11 protein-coding genes are annotated in these 20,508 nt (G+C 35.4%); 6 read left to right on the top strand and 5 right to left on the bottom strand.

Annotated elements, in window-relative coordinates; translation table 11 throughout:
* The 6 genes from MM213_RS10275 (at window position 1) to MM213_RS10300 (ending at window position 15,885) form a co-directional block, all read left to right on the top strand.
* On the top strand, window positions 1-3,156 hold the full coding sequence (locus MM213_RS10275; protein ID WP_241411990.1) for a baseplate J/gp47 family protein: 3,156 nt from the start codon (window positions 1-3) through the stop codon (window positions 3,154-3,156).
* A 4-nt stretch (window positions 3,157-3,160) separates the two neighbouring features.
* Complete coding sequence (locus MM213_RS10280) at window positions 3,161-5,806, top strand: baseplate wedge protein (protein WP_241411992.1); 2,646 nt, start codon at window positions 3,161-3,163, stop codon at window positions 5,804-5,806.
* Window positions 5,807-5,824: 18 nt separating this feature from the next.
* The gene (locus tag MM213_RS10285) at window positions 5,825-9,811 is read left to right on the top strand and encodes a hypothetical protein (RefSeq protein WP_241411994.1); all 3,987 of its coding nucleotides are present in this window, start codon (window positions 5,825-5,827) and stop codon (window positions 9,809-9,811) included.
* Window positions 9,808-11,271, top strand: a complete 1,464-nt coding sequence (locus tag MM213_RS10290; RefSeq protein ID WP_241411996.1) for a contractile injection system tape measure protein — start codon at window positions 9,808-9,810, stop codon at window positions 11,269-11,271. The genes MM213_RS10285 and MM213_RS10290 overlap by 4 nt, the downstream gene beginning before the upstream one ends.
* A gap of 7 nt (window positions 11,272-11,278) precedes the next feature.
* Window positions 11,279-15,193, top strand: a complete 3,915-nt coding sequence (locus MM213_RS10295) for a phage tail protein (RefSeq protein WP_241411997.1) — start codon at window positions 11,279-11,281, stop codon at window positions 15,191-15,193.
* A 314-nt stretch (window positions 15,194-15,507) separates the two neighbouring features.
* Complete coding sequence (locus tag MM213_RS10300; protein ID WP_241411999.1) at window positions 15,508-15,885, top strand: GxxExxY protein; 378 nt, start codon at window positions 15,508-15,510, stop codon at window positions 15,883-15,885.
* An 821-nt stretch (window positions 15,886-16,706) separates the two neighbouring features.
* Here the strand turns inward: MM213_RS10300 and MM213_RS10305 are convergent.
* The 5 genes from MM213_RS10305 to MM213_RS10325 all read right to left on the bottom strand — a co-directional run bounded on the left by MM213_RS10305 (window position 16,707) and on the right by MM213_RS10325 (window position 20,494).
* Window positions 16,707-17,624: a helix-turn-helix transcriptional regulator gene (locus MM213_RS10305; protein ID WP_241412001.1), complete on the bottom strand. Its 918-nt coding sequence runs from the start codon at window positions 17,622-17,624 to the stop codon at window positions 16,707-16,709.
* Window positions 17,625-17,925: 301 nt separating this feature from the next.
* Window positions 17,926-18,789: a DUF5777 family beta-barrel protein gene (locus tag MM213_RS10310; RefSeq protein WP_241412003.1), complete on the bottom strand. Its 864-nt coding sequence runs from the start codon at window positions 18,787-18,789 to the stop codon at window positions 17,926-17,928.
* Between the two features lie 3 nt (window positions 18,790-18,792).
* Window positions 18,793-19,341 (bottom strand): YceI family protein, encoded by a 549-nt coding sequence (locus tag MM213_RS10315; RefSeq protein ID WP_241412005.1) that lies wholly within the window; start codon window positions 19,339-19,341, stop codon window positions 18,793-18,795.
* Window positions 19,341-19,841: a QcrA and Rieske domain-containing protein gene (locus tag MM213_RS10320; RefSeq protein ID WP_241412007.1), complete on the bottom strand. Its 501-nt coding sequence runs from the start codon at window positions 19,839-19,841 to the stop codon at window positions 19,341-19,343. The genes MM213_RS10315 and MM213_RS10320 overlap by 1 nt, the downstream gene beginning before the upstream one ends.
* Window positions 19,842-19,936: 95 nt before the next feature.
* Entirely contained in the window at window positions 19,937-20,494 is a 558-nt protein-coding gene (locus tag MM213_RS10325) for a hypothetical protein (protein ID WP_241412009.1), read from the bottom strand.
* Between the last annotated feature and the right edge of the window lie 14 nt (window positions 20,495-20,508).

A 20,508-nucleotide genomic window follows, 5' to 3' on the forward strand; every position in this document is an offset into this window, starting at 1 on the left:
ATGAGCAGTAGCGATAGCAATATATTGAGCATTTTGAAACGAAACGGAAGTAGTCAGTCTAGCCGTTACAGAAAAGATCTTGATCCTGATCAACTTGAGCTTATGGGCTTTGGTGTAGAGGATTGGATTTTATTTGCCTACAATTTTGCCCAAAAACTAAACTTCTATGATAACAACAATGAAATTGAAGGAAATTGGGATAAGTTTTTTCAGGAATTAAGTTTAAACCCTTCAAAGCTAATTTATGAAAGCAATTTTGATTTAGAGGAAATCAAAACTCAACTCAAATCAATTCTTAGTCAGTACCAAGTCAACGGAGAACTCTCTCCACATTTGACTTTATTTATTTCATTTTTGAAAGTGCTTGAAACTAGTCGAAGCAAATTCAATCAATTGACTAAAAAACACTTGGACTTCTACTACACTGAAGTACTAAAAATGGAAAAATTACCTCCATCATCTGATAGTGTATATGTGATCTTGGAATTGACAAAAAAGGCCCTAAACCAAAGAATTGAAGCGCAAACTCTTTTCAATGCAGGAAAGAACAAAGAAGGTAAACCACTTATTTATGTAAATCCTGAAGAAAGTAGTATCAACTCAATAGAAGTAAAATCCATCAAAAATATCTTTCATGATAAAAAAAGGAAAAGAATTAAAGAATCAGTTTTGTTGGACATAGAAGATGGAGAAAGTGATACTTTGCAAAACAAACAGAGTTGGTGGCCATTTGGACACACTGATAGCAATGATGTGCTTTTGCAGAATCCAACAATTGGCTTTTTGGTTTCATCTAGTATTTTGCTTTTGAATGAAGGTCAAAGAACCATAAAGATAACTTTTACTTTTGGAGCTTCTCTGAATTTCAATTTTGAACAATTCATTTCAATTTTTGAAGTTTATATAACCACTGAAAAAGAATGGATTCAAATCGAAAATGAACAAATCAATAAAATAAATGGATCCAATACACAATTAGCATTAGAAATTGAATTGGCAAATAATTTTCCTTCTGTAACCCCTTTTGTTTCTGAAGATTTATTTTTAAATAAAGTCAATTCTCTTCCAGCTTTAAAATTTATTTTAGATACCTCCTCTCCTATTGGCTATAGTATTTTCCAGGAGTTGACGACTAAGAAATTGCAAAATTTAAAAATCCAAGTAATTGTTGAAGGAGTCAAAAACATACTTTTAGAAAATGACCAAACAACATTAAACCCACAAAAGCCATTTTATCCATTTACCACACGCCCATTCAAAGGATCAAGTTTTAGCTTCTCTTATCCAGAAGCATTTTCGAAAAACTGTAAAAATTTGAACCTGAAGTTTGATTGGAAAAACACACCTGAGGGATTTGCAAAGCACTATGAAACTTATGTTTTGGAAGCAAAGAACAATGTAGCTTCAACAACTTTTATGGGTATCTTAAACTTATCTATCCTAAATATATCACCAATAGCACAAAAGTTAGAAAAACTTGAGATTGAAGATTCTAGGGACTTAAAAGGTCTTGAAATACTAAAAAAAGAAAATATTGGAGATGATGTACAAAGAATGCAGCTAAGGCAAAGTGCAACTTCTTCGTCCAGCACACCTATAGTAAATAATGACAGTTATTTTAAATACAAGTCAGAATTACTCGTCAACGGAATTGTATTAAAAGGCCTAAATAGTATAGATGAGACTATATTTATAGAAGATAATGGAGATTACAATTTCAAATACAAAATTAATAATCAAATAAGTAAATTACCAAATGCGAAAATTCGAGTAAATCTTCAACAATCTTTTCTGCATGAAATTTATCCGAAAATTTATGCAATGGTATTGACATCCGAATCGGATAGCAAAATACTCCCAAATGAACCTTATACCCCTTTAGCTTCCGATTTGTCTTTTGGTTACGAAGCAGAAGTTGTTTTTGAACAAAATTCAATTGAGAACAAAATCATTCAAATCCATCCTTTTGGATTCAGTGAGTGGGAAGATAAACTTCTTATAAGCTCACAATATAATCAAGCTGGCTATTTATATATTGGCTTGGAAAATGCCAAGCCTCGTGATATCCTTTCACTTCTTTTTCAATTGGATGAAGGTACAGAAAATCCACTTTCTGTGGATATGGAACCAATTCGATGGGCGACATTAAGTAATAATACGTGGCAAAATTTACCTAAGGAATCCATTCTCTTGAATGAAACATTAAATTTTCTGAGATCTGGAATAGTCAAAATTGAGCTACCTTCTGTAATTGATACAAACAATACATTGTTTGCTCCTGGCTTATTTTGGATTAGAGCTCAGCTTTTGGGAGCGCATGATGCCGTTTGCCGTTGTATAAATATCCATTCACAAGCAGTCAGGCTTCAAGCTTTAGATTCACTTCAAGCTACACACCTTCCTGGGAAATTAGAAAATGGAGTGATTTCAAAATTTGAAAAAAGAGTTTCTCATTTTAAAAATGTAAGTCAACCCTATGCTAGTTTCGGAGGAAGAGGACTGGAAACTGATAACAATTTCTACAGAAGAGTCTCAGAAAGACTTCGCCATAAAAATCGAGCTATTACTCAATGGGATTACGAACACTTGATTTTAGAAGCGTTTCCAGATTTGATCCTTGTCAAGTGCCTCAATCATACCAGTCCCACCTGCTTTAATGCTCCGGGTCATGTTACAATCGTAGTTGTTCCAAGCACTAGGCAGTTTGATACAGAAAAGATAATATACCCAAGGGTAAGCAGTGGAAAGCTTGAGGAAATAAAAATGTTTGTTAGCAGATATATCAGTCCCGCCATAGAAATCCATGTAATCAACCCTGATTATGAAAAGCTGAGTATAACGGTAAATATAAAGATTCTTCAAGGATTGGATTTTAATTTTTATCAAAATCAACTCAAAAAAGACATAACGAATTTTCTTTCTCCATGGGCTTTTGAAAACAATATTTTACTCAATTTCAACAAAGAATTTCATAAAAGTCAGATTCTATATTTCATTGAAAATCTGAGTTATATAGACTATATATCAAAGCTTGAATTGAGGATTGACAACAAGCCAATAGAGAACACAGTAAGGGCAACTTCCCCAAGTAATATTATCGTGAGTGATGAATCTCATTTGGTATCTCTGTCCATTGATAATTGTTCAAAAGTATAAAAGTATGGCTATTCCAGATCTCAAAATATCAAAAAATATACAGACGCAAGATGATCTAGACTTTGATTTCCTTAGGAAAAAGGGAATAGAATATATCGAGCAGTTTGGCCGAAAACTTTGGACGGATTACAATACCCATGATCCTGGCATTACTACGCTTGAGATATTGTGCTACGCCATTACTGATTTGGGACTAAGGATTAGCATGCCTATTCAAGATTTGCTGAATTTTGATAAAGGTGGAGATCAATTTTTTGAAGCACATAAGATCATGAGCAATCATGCATTGACTGCACTCGATTACAGAAAACTTTTCTTGGATATTGACCCTCTCAAAATCAATAATTGCTTTTTGAGGCCTTTTTCAAAAAAACTATTTATCAACTGTCGGGATGCAAAAGTCAGTCTCTTGGCAAAAGCTTTTGAAGATGTACCTAGAGAATTACGCAGAGATACTCAGATCAAGGGATTGCATACACTTTGGGTGGATTTTGCCGATGATGTGATCAATCCAAAGCCATTGATTGAACAAATTAGAAAGACTTATCACGCCAATAGAAATCTCTGTGAGGACCTTGTTGAGATCAAAACAGTGGACAAACAAGAAATAAGGGTTTGTGCTGATATTGAAATCAGCCCTCAAGCAGATGAAAATCTTATCAATGCACAAATACTTTTGGCAATTGAAAACTATTTTTCACCAAAGGTAAGATTCAATTCTTTGGCAGAAATGACAGCTAAAGGATATGCAACAGAGGCGATTTTTGAGGGACCTCTTCTGAAACATGGGTTCATTATCGATGAAGAGCTTGAAAAAAATGAATTGAGATCAGAGGTTCGATTGAGTGATTTGATGAATCTCATCCTCAAAGTAGAAGGTGTAATTTTGATCCATGATATGAGCATTAGTTTTTGCAACGAAAAACAAGAGCAAGATGATCTTTGGAACCTTTGCATCAAAGCCAACCACAAGCCGGTTTTGTGTAAAGGCAAAAGTGTTTTTTCCTTCAAAAAGCAAGGTCTTCCAATTAATTTGGATTCTCAAAAAATCCAAAATTACAGGAAGATTTTGATGCAAAGTATAGCCAATAATCTAGAAAAAACTGCAGCTAACAATACCCTTTCTTTTCCCAAAGGGAATAATTTCAAAATTGGGAATTATCAAAGTATCACTCATAATTTCCCTGAAAATTATGGAATCGGCAATCATGGACTTTCGAAGAATCAACCCCGTATCAGGCACGCCCAAGCAAAACAATTGAAGACGTATTTACTTTTTTTCGATCAAATTTTGGCAAGTTATTTCAAACATCTTGAAAATGTAAAAGATCAGCTTTCAATTTCAGGAAGACTATCCAATAGCTATTTTTCCCAAACAGTTTCTGATATCAAAGGAATAGAGGATTTGATTATAGATTTCAAAAAATTTGATCCAAAAGATTTACTCCAAAATTTTGATGATCAAGAAATAAGAAATTCCAAGATCAAGGATCATTTGATTGCTAGATTTTCAGAAAACTTCGGAAACTATGCTTTTCTTATGAAAAGTATATATGGCGATGCATCAGAGGAAATTGTTCATGACAACAAACAGGCATTTTTGGAAAATTACGACCATATAAGCAGTCGCAGAGCATCAGCTTTCAACTATTACAAGCAAACAGATCAGACATTATGGAACAGCTCGAATGTGTCTGGCTTGGAAAATAGAATTGCTGGCCTTTTGGGAATCAAAATGGCTGAAGGGAACTCTTACAAAAGGGAAACCATCACTGAAAAATTTGTAGAAATCTATAAAGTCAATGCCAGTGAATACCGATGGAGAATAAAAAACAGTGAAAACCAGATCATTCTTACTGCCACAGAAAATTACAACACTTATCGGGCAGCTGAAAGAGAAATGTATCAGAGTGTTTACAAAGCCATAAACACAGACAAAATAGCAATCTCAAATATCAAAAACACGAATTTCAAAAGAAAAACAGTCAATGTAATCGAAATTGTAAAATCAGATTCTGGTAAGTATTCTTTCAATATCATCAACCCAAACATTAAATCTTTCAGTGATCCAAAAAGAATAATTGCCCGTCAGTACAGGTTTTTCAATTCTATTGATAAAGTGAGGGATGCAGTGTTGGATACAATAGAATTTTTTGTGAAAGAATTTTCAGATGAAGGAATTCACTTAATCGAACATGTGCTAATGCTTCCTGAGGGTAAAAATCATAAAGATGAAAACTATTATCTTCCTATTTGTGCTGATGATTGCGATCAAGGATGTAATGCCGACCCTTATACATTTAGACTTAGTATTGTTCTTCCAGGTTATACCCAAAGATTTTCAGACATCAATTTTAGGAGATTTGCAGAAGACCTGATTCGCAAAGAAATTCCAGCCCATATTTTGGCAAAAATATGCTGGGTAGGTCATAGAAAAAACACTGTTGAAGATAGCAATAACGATTTGCTTCAGTTTGAAGAAAATCTCAGGAAATACCTGATAGAAAAAACCAATGGCAAACAAGACACCTTGCCTCTACTCATCAAAGCTATAAATAACCTGAATAATTTCTACCTCCCTGGTCAATTGCATGATTGCGATTCTAATGAGATTGAAGGAAAAATTATTCTTGGTAGAACCAATATTTAAAATTTTAACCATCAAGTCATGAAACTTCAAAACATCACTTCAGACTATAAATCTTTTGCAGATAATCAGCTTCTGACAGCAGCACAGCTCAATCTGCTCGTACAATATCTGGACAATCAAGACAGGTTATCTAGACTTGCCCTTACGGGTGCTGGTATTGTCTGTGGTATGGAAGTTTCCCTTTCAGACGATGTTTTGACCATAAGTCAAGGAACTGCTTTGACTACAGATGGGGATCTGATCAAGCTTAGAAATAAAAATTCAAATTCAAAAAAATCACCTATAGCTATTCAGGGAATTGATTTTGTAGCCTATTTACCTTTCAGTAATCACAAGGTTCAGTATGAACCATTTTTGGAATCAAAGGAATCATACATCCCAATTTTGGAATTGCTCACAGAAGAAGAAGCCAAGAGTTTTCCATCTTCAAAAAACATTTCAGATATCAAAATCAATGATTATGTAGTGGTTCTGTACCTGGAAAATTATACAAAACCTTATGATGTCTGCAACGAATCTGATTGCGATAGTCAAGGAATTCCTGAGATTTCCAGACTTCGCTATTTTTTGATTGACAAAGAAAATGTAGGAAAAGTAGTCTTAAAAAATGACACAATTTTCAATCAATTTGGAAAAATCAAAGACCTCACAGGAAAAAATGTAAAGATAGAAAGAGTGATTGCCTCTACTCTTATTCAAAAAGAGTCCATTTACTTGGAGAAATATAATGATGTAGCAAAAGAAGCAACCATTAGATTCAATCAAGCTTGTAAAGATTTATTCGAAATTTTGGGTAAAAGCTTCGGTTTTGAATTGCCTTTATCATTGAAAGCCAGAAATATTTTTGTTCCAAAACCATTCCCAAATGCTCAATACAACTATGATTTTTTACTTGACTTAATGGCTACTTATGATGAAATCAAAGACTTGACACTTAAAATAGATTCTATATGCAACCATGAAATTAACTCGTTTCCAAAACATATTCTTTTGGGAACCATTGAGGATGATTCAATCAGACATGGTTTTTACAAATCTTCGGCTTTGGCAAATGATCAAAATGTGAAAGGAAAAATCAACATGCTTCTTAATCGATTAGATGCCATGGTGACGAATTTTAATGGTGGTAGAAATATCGAAATCCAAATCAGACCTTCTAAACTATGCGCTAATCTTAGTGAAAAAGCCATACCAAGATATTATCTCGAAAATTCACCATTGAGAAAAAACTGGAAATTTGGATCAACTGAAAGAGATCAGCAAGAAATCAACAGTGAAAAAGACTTGGGCTTTGACCTTTCCTGCAAAGATTTCTTTAGAATTGAAGGAGCTTTCGATTTAAACTGGGCTACAGCATTGGATGCTATCCTTAAGAAAAAGGTAGAATATGGATTGAATTTCGATGTGGTCTGCCTCAATTCTGAAATGGAAATGAAGGATTTGGATTTAAATGATTTCCCGGTTTTGTTTAAAGATCTTCAGACGAATCTATCTGCATGGCGAGCACAACAGATTTGCTTACTTCAAACAGCGACTACATTTTTGACAGGCTTCAGTACAAAAGCGGATGGTGGCCACAATCATGTAAAGGACTATTTTATAAGAGAAACTTTTGTGAGTGCTGTGTACGAAAATCCAGTTGGTTCATTTAGGGATATTTATGGGATGACTTCCAGTACTGAAAAGGCAAAAACAACTGAGGTTAAATCTGAATTACCGAAAGAAGAGTCAAGAAAAAAGAGTACATCAAACGCTGATTTATACAATGTAGTCAACATTGCAGGTACTAGAAAACTTGATGTAGTCGAAGAAGCTCACTATTACAAACAACCTACTTCTTATTTCCCAATTACAAAAGGTGCAGAAGATATTGGAAAGGGTTTCGAGTCTTTCAATGAGGTAAAAGGAAATTATTCATTCCATGATTTAGTCGCCATTTATGAAGGTCAACTAGTAAGTGTAATACCAGATTTGAAAAATTGGGCTGAGGTAGATAAGGAAATGAGAGTCACCTTCCCTACCAAGCTAATGGCAGCTATTCAAACGTTGAATAAGGAATTTCCAACAAACATAAATTTCATCAACGAAGCAAAACTTGGGTCTTTTGAAGCTGCTTTGGATAACCTATGCAAACTGACTAATGAAGCATTTAATTTCATTTCAGAAACTATCAATGACGCAGGAAATGATTATGTCAAAAAGGATTTTGAAGACCATTACTTGGCTATATTGAATAGGTTGAAAGAAAATTGCTGCGCTGGTGATTTTTTGAAAGTGATATTCCAAGAAACAATTGATAGAAAAAAGAGGATTTTAGAAGATACCAGATTTTCAAATTTTGTAGCAAAGCATCCAGGTTTGGAACACATGGCCGGTGTGCCGAATGCAGGTACTTTTGTTTTGCTTTACAATGCCAAAACCAATAGGGTTATTGCAGACTTTGCCCTCCCCTATATTTGCTGCTCCAAAAATGCTCCTATTGCATTTATGGTCACGCCACCTATCGAAGATAAAGAAGATGTTCAGTTTGATATAGAACCTACGATCTGTAAGCGAGATAAGGAAACAGTCAAGGTTCCATTTGAAATCATTCCGCAAGATGCTGAAATTAACCTAGCGACCCCTTTCAAAGGACTTTCCATCAAAAATAACATACTTTCCATTGATCAGAATTTCAAAGATTTTGAAATTCCAATACAGTTTGTTTCAGCTGGTAAATTACTCGAAAAATCAATCAAAGTAATTCAAAAAGGCTTACTTGAACTCAGCTATGAGTTTGACAAAGAAAGAGAAGCTTTTATTGTCAAATCGAATTTACCCTATGCCAATTATCAATGGTACATAAATGAAAAGGAATTTAAAGGAGAGAGTTCTGAATATTTGATAATCGACAAAGAATTCAAGAAGGAAATCAAAGTCTCTTTAATGGTCGAGACACCTTGCGGAAAAGAAGAGTCACAAATATCTATCAATCCGCCAATTGAAGATGAGGAAGCAATTAGCTTTAGTATAGAACCTCAGCATTGTAAAGACCCAAAAAATCAAGACTCGATACCATTTTCGCTAGTTCCAAATAGGACTAAAATTTCATTGGAATCAGATTATTCTGGTCTCAGTATAAATGGCAATAATCTAATTATCACAGCAGAATTTGATGCTTACGATAAGCCCATTTATTTCATCCTCAATGGTCAAAAATCAAAGCAAAGCATCACCATAATTGAGCAGAAAGAATTAGTCTTAAGTCACCAATACATAGCTGAAAGTAATCTTCATGTAATTACTTCAAATATCTCAGTGGAGGAATTTCACTGGACTTTTAACAAAAAGAAAATCACTTCAGAGACATCAGAAAAAATAGAATTGACTGATTTCAATGCAGGAAAAAATTCTGTAAGCTTATCTATCCAAACGGAATGTGGCTTGCTGACTACTGATATTGAATTTGATCACAAAGGTAAAGAAGAAAGTGATTGCTCTTCGAAAGCTTTGGAGCGACTTTCAACTTTAAAAGTAAATCTTGCAAGACTTATTGGTAGATCTGAACTAAGAGTTTCAATTGAAAAAGATCTTAGCGCACTAAGTGAGTTTGTTCAAGACTTTGAAAAAAATACCAAGAGCTATATTTCTGGAAACAACTTAGGGAATTTTAGTGGTATTCATAATTCATTTGAAAACCTCAATAGCAAGGTATTCGATGAGCGATTCTTTAATCACCGAGAAGTAATCATAGAAGTTTATAAAATCAGTCTGGAAATGGTTTATGCCATGATGACGTGCATTGATGGGAAAGTTTTGGAAGAGATGTCGGGAGCCTTTAATATGCTTTTCAATACCATTGAAAACCATCTCAAAAACCCTGAATACACTAAGATGTTGCTTGCATTGCGAAATCTTATTGAAGAGTTAATTGAATTCAGAATAAAAAATGGAGCAAATGACAATGAAGATATTTTGATCATTCATTTAAGTAGGCTACTTTCAATTCTAAAAGAACTGGGATGAAAGAAGAGCTGATCATTGTAGAAAAATTGGCAATTGACGTACAGATACAGTCCAAACTAACTTCAAAACAAATCATGAAGGATACTGAACTGTTTGTATATAAACATGTCCTACCCCTTCTAGAAAAAATCCTACTCAATTATAAGTTTAAGGGTAATCTAAGGATAAATGCAGCTGAACTTGAGATTGATCTCAAAAGTCTAATCACAAATAAATCTATTTTTGGGTTTAATGAAGCACAGCTAGAAACAGAAATGAAGAGAAAGTTAGATCAACTAATTCTTTCTAAAATTGATTCAAAAAGACCAATAGCTGAAACTTCAAAAGGCATTATTGAAATATTGATATACTTTCTGTCAAATGGCTCCCTACCATGGTTTGCGCCAAGAAATTATAATTTGGATACGGAATTAAGGCAGTTTTTGAAAACTAAGAATCTAAAAACCTCCCAAAAGAAGTTGATTTCCCAATTAAAAATCACCTTCCAAAAGAATCCTAAAACCTTTCTAAGATTCATCAAACAGATTGAAAATGAATTGATATTTCAAATTTTGACTTTTGGTCAAAAAACAACATTTTCTCCATTAGAAAGCAAAACAATCATAAAGCAAGCTCAATCAAAAAATAGAGTTTTGGTTTGGGCATTGGTATTTTATAAATCATGGTTTTTTCCTTCCAAATCAACAGCAATCTTAAACGAGATCATTCCAGATTTAAGAAGACTTGAGTACAAGGAATTCATAAAATTGACTAGGTCACTATCTTTTGTAGGCAATAATACATCAGACAACTCTGTCAATCCAATTTCATCTTTACTAAAGTTAACTGACTTTGTAATTTTTCAGCAGCTTTTCAACCCGAGGTTACGAGAAAAAGAGTTTTTTGAATTTCTAAAAAGTGAAAACAAAAGTATGGTCAAAGAAAAACCAAAAGAAAAAGTTGAGGAGAAAAAAGCAGCTGAAAAACAAGCAACAATTTATATTGATAATGCAGGATTGATTATCATCCATCCTTTTCTCCTTAATTTCTATAAAAAAATCGGTGTTTTAGATAAAAAAAATAGCATTCCAAAAGAAAGTTATGACCTCGCAATTCATTCGTTGCATTATCTCTCAACTGGAAAATCCTATGCATATGAGCATAGTTTGGTATTTGAAAAATTCCTATGTGGAGTACCTATAGAATTTTCGGTTGATAGGTTCTTTGAATTAGAAACAAATATAAAGGAAGAAGCAAATAGTCTTTTGATGGCTGCAATAGGTCATTGGGGGAAATTAAAAAACACATCACCTGAGGGTTTGAGAGAGTTATTTTTCACAAGAGAAGGAAAACTTGAATTAGAAAGTAAAAGATTAACAATCAAGAGAATGTCTCAGGATATTCTTCTTGAATCATTGCCATGGAATCTTTCAATCGTAAAGTTTCCTTGGTTGAAGAATAGCCTATTTGTTCATTGGTAAATAAAAAATGTCAGTTGTAGCAAGCCATATAGAAAAACCAAAAACTAAAAATCGGTCAACTAATTCTCCAAATAAGGAAAGTCAGTCATTGATCGATTCAAAACCTATATGGTCTGAAAACTCACTTAATTTGGATCAAGATATGCTCTTGGATGATACTTCCAATTCATTTTTGCTCCAAGATTCCCTTTTTCCTGCTACTGAATCTAGTGCATCAAGTGGTAATACAAATTCCTCTCTTACTTCAGAAGCAGCAAGTTCTTCCTCAGAAAATACAGACCAACCAACTGTAGAAATTCCAGAAATGGAAATTTTGCAAGGCGAATCAAATGCTGAAGGTCAAGCTGTTGAAACTTCAAATGAGGAAGCAATTTCCTATCCAAGTTCTCCTTATGAAGATCCAGCTTTCAATGCGCTAGTCAATGCCAGTGAGCAAGTTGCAGCACAGACTTCCCAACATGAAAATCCTGAAGTAGAATCTCAAAGAGCCCAAAGAGCTGCTCCTATCGCAGCAAACGAAAGTATGGGTGCTGCCCAAACAAGTCAGGTTGAAGCGATGGCTGCCCAAGAGCCTAATGAATTTGATGCAGCTGGTTTCAAAGCAGCCTTGATGGCTCAGATTGCGCAGATGCAACTACCTGCAAATGCCGAAGAAGCTACAGAATTTGATCAACACAACAACCTCTCAGAAATTCAGGAAAACGCTACTTCACAAGTAAACCAAGAGCAAGAACAATCAGCTGGCCCAATAGCAGCATCAAGTGAAGCTGAACCCGATGTGGATGCAGTTGTAGCGCGGGAAATCGAAGAAATACCTGCTCCAAATATCGGTGAAACTCCTGCGAGTATCTCGGCAAATCGATCAATGCCAAGCCCAAGACCAGAGAGTCAGGTAAGCACTCCACTTCAAGACAATGTTCAGGAAGTTGAGCAACAGATGGAGAGCAATAATATCAGTGAGCAGCAACTTGCAAATGCAAATGAACCTAGTTTTTCCAAAGCTTTAAGCTCTAAGGAATCTGCAAAAGAACATGCAAATTCAGCTCCTGAACAATTTAGAGCAGGAGAGCAATCTACCTTAGGAGCTACGGCAGCTTCTGCCGAAAATATCAGTCAAGGCCAGCTTCAAGAGATGCATGGAGACAGGCAAGCTTCTTTCGAAGGATTGGCACAGACACAAGAGCAAACAGGTGCAAATGATTCCGCTGAAAGGACAAGAATAGCTGCTGACATCAATGCGATTTATGTAAAGACAAAAACCAAAGTAGAAGGCATTCTCAATACTTTGGAAGAAAAAGTCACGCAGATGTTCACCGAAGCCGCTACCAAAGCGAAGCAATTATTTGAGCAATATGTGGATAGAAAAATGCGCGCTTACAAAGCTGAGCGCTATAGTGGTTTAGATGGCGCAGCAAGATGGGCATATGATAAACTTGCTGGTATGCCTGATGAAGTCAATGATTTTTTCACTGAAGGAAGACAAGTTTACATAGATTACATAGACAAGGCTCTCGATCCTATAGCGGAAAAAGTAGCCAATGAACTCAATCTAGCTAAGAACACCATTCAGGAAGGACGAAATGAAGTTGCGAAATATGTAGCAGAATTGCCTGAAAACTTACAAAGCATCGGTACAGAAGCTGCCGAAACTATCCAAAGTCAATTTGATAGCCTAGATGACAGTGTCAATGAAAAACAAACTGCATTGGTAGATAGTCTAGCTGCGCAATACATGGAAAGTTTGCAGGAAGTAGATGCCCGTATTGAAGAAATGCAAGCTGAGAATCGAGGTTTGATAGACATGGCCATGGATGCCATTGGTGAAGTAATTGGAGTAATCATTGCACTGAAGGATATGTTCCTGAACCTTCTAAGTGCTATTGCCGATGTAGTCAACACCATCATTGAAGATCCAATTGGCTTCTTGAAAAACTTATTCAGTGGAATTGCTTTGGGATTGGAAAACTTCGGGAAGAACATTCTCACTCACCTTCAGGCAGGATTGATTGGTTGGCTCACAGGAGCCCTAGGAAATGTTGGAATCCAAATGCCAGAGGACATATTCTCCCTGAAAGGAATCTTCTCTTTGGCAAGTCAAATCCTTGGATTCACATGGGACAGAGTCAGGGCTATTGGAGTCAAGGTAATCGGTGAGCCAGTGATGAAGGCATTAGAAACTGGCTTTGAAATCATCATGATTTTGAAGAATGAAGGTCTGACTGGACTTTGGGAATACATCAAAGAGCAGTTCAATGACCTCAAAGAACTGGTGATCGAAGGAATCAAGACCATGATCCGAGATACTATCATTGGCGCAGGTATCAAATGGCTGCTTGGTTTGCTATCTCCTGTAGGTGCGTTTATCAAAGCTGCAATGGCAATCATAGATGTGGTCACATTCTTTGTTCAAAAAGCGGCACAGATTATAGAATTGGTCAGTGCATTTGTGGAAAGCGTAAGAGCCGTAGCATCAGGAAGCATCACAGCAGTAGCCAACGCCATAGAAGGTGCACTTGCCAGAGCCATTCCTTTGGTTATTGGGTTCTTGGCAAACCTGCTCGGAATCGGTGGACTCGCTACCAAAGTAGTCGCCATCATCACCAAAATCCAAGAAAGAGTCGCCAAAGCAATTACTAAACTTTGGATGAAGATTAAGGAGTTGGGCAAGAGCTTCTTGAAGAGATTAGGGTTTGGAGGAGATAAAGATTCAAAGAATGATCCGGAGAAAGACAAAAAAATAGCTGATGGGGAAAAATTCCTAATAGAAGAAGATAAGCGACAAGATAGAGATGGTGATGGTAAGTTGACAATTGATCAAGTACAAGAAGTAGCCAGAAAAACAAAAGCCCAGCATCCAGTATTTAAGTCGATTACACCGAGGCTAGATGGTGAAGAATGGAAGTACGACTGGAAAGGGAGTGATGGAACAACCGCACCAGGTTCAAAAACAGATGGAGATAGCACCAGTAATCCAAATGGCCTACCATTATTGGATACGTATCTTAATACCGTGATATTTGATGAAAATAACGGTGGCCTTTCCCAAAGTTTTTCGAATGCACTGAATGGTGAAGGAAATCTGGTTGAAGGGAAAAAAGTCTATTTTACGCAGGAAAGAGTTGTGGGAGGAATCCCATGTATCTTGATCATGAGAGGAGCAAACATGGCAGATAAAGGCTATGAAAAATTAGCAATTGTAGATAATAAGCTGGTTGTGGCTGAAGAAGGATACCACAGAAATTATATTCCAGAGACAATTTCAGTTTCAAAAGAAGGAAAGGTTTTTAAAGCCCAATATAAAACTAAAACTTCAAGAGGAGAAGAAGGGCCTTGTTTTGAAGTGAAAGTCAGGTTTGATGAAATTTCAAAAGAAGTACCCACTCAAATTCAAAATAGAATTGTCGACGGTAAGGATTTGAAGTTTAAGGAAAATGGAATTCCTCGTGGAGCTACAGATTCAGCTGGAGGAGGTTTTGATAATGCGCATTTGGTTGGAGACAGATTTGGTGGCTCAGGAAAAAATGCAGCATTGAATATTTATCCATCTTCTCCTAAATACAATAGGCAGATAATGTTGAATAAAGAGAATTTGATGGCATTAAGACTACCTAGAAATATGCCATACAACTTAAAAATATCTGCATATATTGAAGAAAGGAACTTTATAAGAGCTTCAAATCTTCAAAAGCTCCTGACCGAAAAATTTGATAGCCAAAATCCAGATCCTCAAAATCCTAATATTGAATTAGATTTGAAAAATGAAATGCAAACTAACATAAATAAAGATCTAAAAGATCTACCTGGTCAATTTGTAAGAGTCGATTACCACTCTCCAAATTATGGAATAAATGAAAAAATAGGTAAAGATGAAGATTATGAAAAATCGGTTGAGGAATTTATTAGTAAAAACAGAGGGGTGTAACATCCTTAAGTAAATCTCATTGACCAAAAAAAATCACATCTAATAATACCTTTACAATGATTTCAAAATAATGATTTTTTGATTTAACAGCTTTGTTTTTCTAAATTATGCAGAGAAAAACTTTAATTAAGGAATACTTACAACAGATTCACAGAGTTCCCCAAGAAACACCTCTGTGTCCTCTGCGCCTCCGCGGTAAATTATGATTGTAAATTAATTTCTCTGATTCAAAAAAAATACAACCGCACAGACACAGTGTTCGAAAAGAAATCCCTCTGCGTCCTTTGCGCCTCTGCGGTTCAAAGAAATAAATTATGACCGAAAATGAAATTTCACAAAAAATAGTTGGTGCTGCAATAGAAGTACATAAACAGTTAGGCCCTGGTTTATTGGAAAGCAGTTATGAAGTATGTTTGGCCTATGAACTAAGGCAATTAGGATTAAATATTCAAACTCAAGTCACTCTTCCTGTAATTTATAAAGAGGTGCAATTAAATGCTGGTTATAGAATAGACATACTAGTAGAAAATAAAGTCATTATAGAAATCAAAGCTGTTGATGCTCTTGCCGATATTCACACGGCACAGATTTTAACTTATTTGAGATTAAAGGACTTGAAGCTTGGGGTACTGATAAACTTTAACAGCGTAAGGGTAATTGATGGTTTAAAAAGGATAGTTAATAATTTATAACCAGTAACTTATAAAGTAATTTCTTACTGCTTTTTGAAAAGATAAACCGCAAAGGCGCAAAGGACGCAAAGTTAACTCTCCGCGTCCTCTGCGCCTCTGCTGTTCAAATTTAGATAGTTTAAAAAGGAAATTAATAATTTATAACCAGTGACTTATAAAGTAATTTCTTACTGCTTTTTGAAAAGATAAACCGCAAAGGCGCAAAGGACGCAAAGTTAACTCTCCGCGTCCTCTGCGCCTCTGCGGTTCAAATTTAGATAGTTTAAAAAGGATATTAATAATTTAAAACCAGTGACTTATAAAGTAATTTCTTGCTGCTTTTTAATAAACTAACCGAAAAGGTGCAAAGGACGCAAAGTTAACCCTCCGCGTCCTCTGCGCCTCTGCTGTTCAAATTTAGATAGTTTAAAAAGGATATTAATAATTTACAACCAGTGACTTATAAAGTAATTTCTTGCTGCTTTTTGAAAAGATAAACCGCAAAGGCGCTAAGGACGCAAAGTCAACTCTCCGCGTCCTCTGCGCCTCTGCGGTTCAAATTTAGATAGTTTAAAAAGGATATTAATAATTTACAACCACTGATTTATAAAGTAATTTCTTGCCGCTTTTTGAAAAGATAAACCGTAAAGGCGCAAAGGCGCAAAGTTAACTCTCCGCGTCCTCTGCGCCTCTGCGGTTCAAATTTTAGATAGTTTAAAAAGGATATTGATAATTTAAAACCAGTGACTTATAAAATAATTTCTTGCCGCTTTTTGAAAAGATAAACCGCAATGGCGCAAAGTTAACCCTCTGCGTCCTCTGCGCCTCTGCGGTTCAAAAACTCACAGCCAAAACTTCATCTTTCCAATCTGCACTTCCAAATATTCTTTAAGCTCCTCTCCTTCTATCACTGCGATTTCCCCTGGCAATCCTAGAATAAATCTTGCGATTCCAGGAAGTTGTGGGATGTCACCTTCGAAGAAATACTGATTGCGGTTTTTGGTGTACACAAAAGGCTTGGCATCGGGATATTCTTCCATCATCAATTGATACGCCCGCTTGCTTAATCTCAAATGAATATGGAAATTGTTTTTTCCTGAAAACCCAAACAACCCTTGCTCTAAGGGTTCATGCAGTGCCTCATATTCAAAATTGGTACTGGTCAGCTGAACTTCACCTATTCGCTCTATTTTGAAAACTTTCATCATTTTACTTTCTATCTCAAAAGCATGGATGGCATCAAAATTTTTGTTGAATGAAACTGGTTCTACTAATCTATCCATGATCGAATCACTGCTGGGTGCGTAGTAATCCTTCAGTATCACTTGATTCTTTCCCTTGATGGCATTTACAAGCAAATCTACAAACCTACCTAGATTTGCATTAAACAATTGATTTACACTTTTTTGAAAGTCAGATCTTAAAGTGATTTTTTGAAGAATAGAATCTTTAAGAAGATTTTTCTTCGGTTGTTTTTTTATCAAATTTCCAACAAAATTTATCTCCTCCTCCGAAAAAGTCCCAAAATTATAATCATCAGGATTTTCAACTCTATCAATTATTCTAAATTTCGAATGCTTTTTTTCAATCTGAAAACCCAGTGCTTCCAACAATTTGAAATATCTATAGATTGTGCGTGTATCAGTACCCAAAGTCTCTGCAAGCTTGTGAACAGGCTTCCCGATATTGCTTCTAAGCAAATTGATTAACTTAAATATTCTAAGGATCTTCTGTTGTTCTACTTGGGATGATTGTGCCATAGGTAATTTTTAAAGCCAAAAGATACTTTTAAAAAATCTAAATTCCCATAGATCTCAATTCCTAATTGAATTCGTGCTACTAGAAAAATAATCAATGCTTCTAAAGCAATGTACCAAGTACTATGTACCAAGATGTACTACATGAAACAATTACCCAATCAACTAATAATTCAATAACCTAATTACCCAATTACCCAACCAACCATTAACTCAAGAACCTAGTCACCCAATCAACAAATAACTCAATAACCTAATCAACCCATAACTCAATTCACCAATAACTCAATCAACTAAAATCTAATTACTTTCTCTTCCTTCCCGTGGCAAAAACTCGATTCACATTGAATCCAATTCTAAATTCTTCACCAATTCTTCCATTTCCTGCCGCAAGAAGATATTGTTCATTGAGTGCTTGGGAGGTTACGAAGTACATTTGAAATACGTGTCCACCAGCTTCTACATCGATGCCTACTCCCACATTGTTCCTCAAATCATTATTTAGATTTGGGATGTATTGAAAAGTTAAGGAAGATCTTCCTGTAATCTTATATTTCCCACTTAAACCTACTGCCAGATATAAATTTTGATCGCCTTCGATAAAAAATATTGGATTTGGGTCTGTAAAGTATGCCATCATAGGTGATACCTGCACGCTCAATTTATCACTGAATTTTCTTGCTAGCATCAGCTGAGCTGCGAAACTTGTTCTTTCACTAAAGCTTGGGTTTTCGTTTTGTAAAAAAGTATAATCAGATGTATTTACACCGGCTCCCCCCATCATTGAAAGGGAAATGGGCATTGCATCGTCTTGTGTTTGCTTCAATAGATGATATCTTCCATAAAGATTGTAAAACTTATCTCTACTAGATCTGGAAGCCCCCAATGAAAAATCTTCACCCAATGCATATTCAAAACTAAATTGAATATTCGCACCGTTGTCCAAACCAAATAGGTTTTGAACTCCTCCATTCAAAGGACCAAAAGTGTGCATGATTGCAAAGTGCAAGGTTTTCTTATCCAGTGGTTCTACTGTAAGCAAATTAATGTGTCTAGGCGCATGAAAAATCAAATCTACCTCTTGTGTTTCGTTGTCTAATTTCCTTTCCAATTGTGCCATTATTGGCTGTGAAAGAAAAAACATTATTAGAATAAATCTTACTTTCATAGCTTATTTTTTAAGTATTGCTGAAATGCTCACTGTTTGTTCTTCTGCCAGTTCATAGAATACAACTTTTGGGATCTCTATTTTATAATCCGATAGCAAGATTTTAAAACTTGCCTCAAGCTTAATTTCGTTGTTTGAGGTCGCCGTAATTCTTCCAGGAACACTAATTTCCTTTTCTATACCATGTATTTTGAATTTGCCAACTGCTGTTACATCTTTGCTTTCACCAGGTTTGATAGTTACTTTTTCTTTTATCTTTCCAACAAATTCAGCAAAGGGATATTTTTTTGTTTCGAGGTAATTTTCTCTCATATGGCGATCCCTAAGTCCAATCCCTGTCTTCAATGTATTCAAATCAATAAAAAAATCGAGATCATTTTTTTCAAGATCAATTAATCCATTAAGTTTTTCAGATTTACCTGTAAACTCATTCAAGGGAGCTTTTGACAAGAACTCCACATTTCCACCTTCAGTCTTATACACCTGAGCAAAAGCTTCCCTTGAAATTGTAAGAACAAAAAGGAACAAGAAAAAAACGATTAGATTTTTCATTATCCTCTATTTATAGTGAGTATATCTCCTGATCTGCTATTGGAAAAAGCTGCTAAAGGTCTTGAAGCAGGACCTTGGACTACAGCCCCAGCAGTTGTGAATCTAGATCCATGACAAGAACATACAAATTGATCATTGTTCAATGACCAGTTTCTATCACAACCAGTATGGGTACACACTGACGTCAGGGAACTAAAACCACCTCCTGTGTTGACCACTAGCATTCTTGCAGAAGTAATCAATATCCATCCTCCTGCATTATTTAGATTTGATACTTTAGTCAAATCAATAGCCACAGTATCATTGGTGACAGTGATGCCTTCTGAGGGTGATGGTTGATTTGGATTGTTTCCAGATGGATTTGTATCATCATCACTTGCACAAGAAGTGAAAAATCCAACTCCGAACATTGACATTACTGCCAAAGAGCCTGTTTTTCTAAGGAAATCTCTTCTTTGTACCGAAAGATTGCCTGTTTTGTTTGTATTGATTTCTTCCATGTCCACAAATACGAGTTTAAAGTTTGTATTGGATTACAATCTTTAACAAAAAATATTGTGGAATGTTTAATTAAAAAGGTTAAACAAAAAAAATACTAAAAATGCTTTCTATTCAGGATCTCGCTTAAGATTACTGCATCCCTTACTGATTTTGGGTTGGAGAGCATTTTTTGATATCGATTATTCTTGGTAGACTTTCTTTTGGAAGTTCTTGATTCACTTACTTTCAATCCTGTCAGTGAAGAATTTATACTTACTTGCTCGTCAAGTGTTTTCAACTTTGGGACTTCACTGCTAGAGATAGAACCTGAATAATCACCGTATTTGTCATTTTCAGGTTGATTTTTCCTCAGTTTATCCGAACTTGTTACATATTTTTCTTGCTCTGGCTCTGGAGAAATTACAGGTTTTGACCATTTCCTATCTTCTATGACTGTCCCTTGCCCAGAATGCTCCAAATCTCTCTCTCTTTCTTTTTGACCTCCTCTAATTTCTTTTAGTAGATCTTCAAAAGAAACTGGCCTTTGACCCGGGTCTATATTAGGATCTTGATCCGGCAAATTGACATCTTCATTCTTTTTCCCCTTCTTTACAGCGGTGTAAATAAAGTAAATGATTACTGCTACTATATAAATTATATTACCTGCGTCCACGATTTTTCTTTTTG

The organism is Belliella alkalica, from assembly GCF_022549785.1.
Classification (GTDB): Bacteria; Bacteroidota; Bacteroidia; order Cytophagales; family Cyclobacteriaceae; genus Belliella; species Belliella alkalica.

Bases quoted from the DNA above. Each gene is read 5' to 3' on its own strand.
- MM213_RS10285 (WP_241411994.1), top strand. From the start codon at position 5,825: ATGAAACTTCAAAACATCACTTCAGACTATAAATCTTTTGCAGATAAT.
- MM213_RS10315 (WP_241412005.1), bottom strand. From the start codon at position 19,341: ATGAAAAATCTAATCGTTTTTTTCTTGTTCCTTTTTGTTCTTACAATT.
- MM213_RS10305 (WP_241412001.1), bottom strand. From the start codon at position 17,624: ATGGCACAATCATCCCAAGTAGAACAACAGAAGATCCTTAGAATATTT.
- MM213_RS10275 (WP_241411990.1), top strand. From the start codon at position 1: ATGAGCAGTAGCGATAGCAATATATTGAGCATTTTGAAACGAAACGGA.
- MM213_RS10290 (WP_241411996.1), top strand. From the start codon at position 9,808: ATGAAAGAAGAGCTGATCATTGTAGAAAAATTGGCAATTGACGTACAG.
- MM213_RS10300 (WP_241411999.1), top strand. From the start codon at position 15,508: ATGACCGAAAATGAAATTTCACAAAAAATAGTTGGTGCTGCAATAGAA.
- MM213_RS10310 (WP_241412003.1), bottom strand. From the start codon at position 18,789: ATGAAAGTAAGATTTATTCTAATAATGTTTTTTCTTTCACAGCCAATA.
- MM213_RS10280 (WP_241411992.1), top strand. From the start codon at position 3,161: ATGGCTATTCCAGATCTCAAAATATCAAAAAATATACAGACGCAAGAT.
- MM213_RS10295 (WP_241411997.1), top strand. From the start codon at position 11,279: ATGTCAGTTGTAGCAAGCCATATAGAAAAACCAAAAACTAAAAATCGG.
- MM213_RS10320 (WP_241412007.1), bottom strand. From the start codon at position 19,841: ATGGAAGAAATCAATACAAACAAAACAGGCAATCTTTCGGTACAAAGA.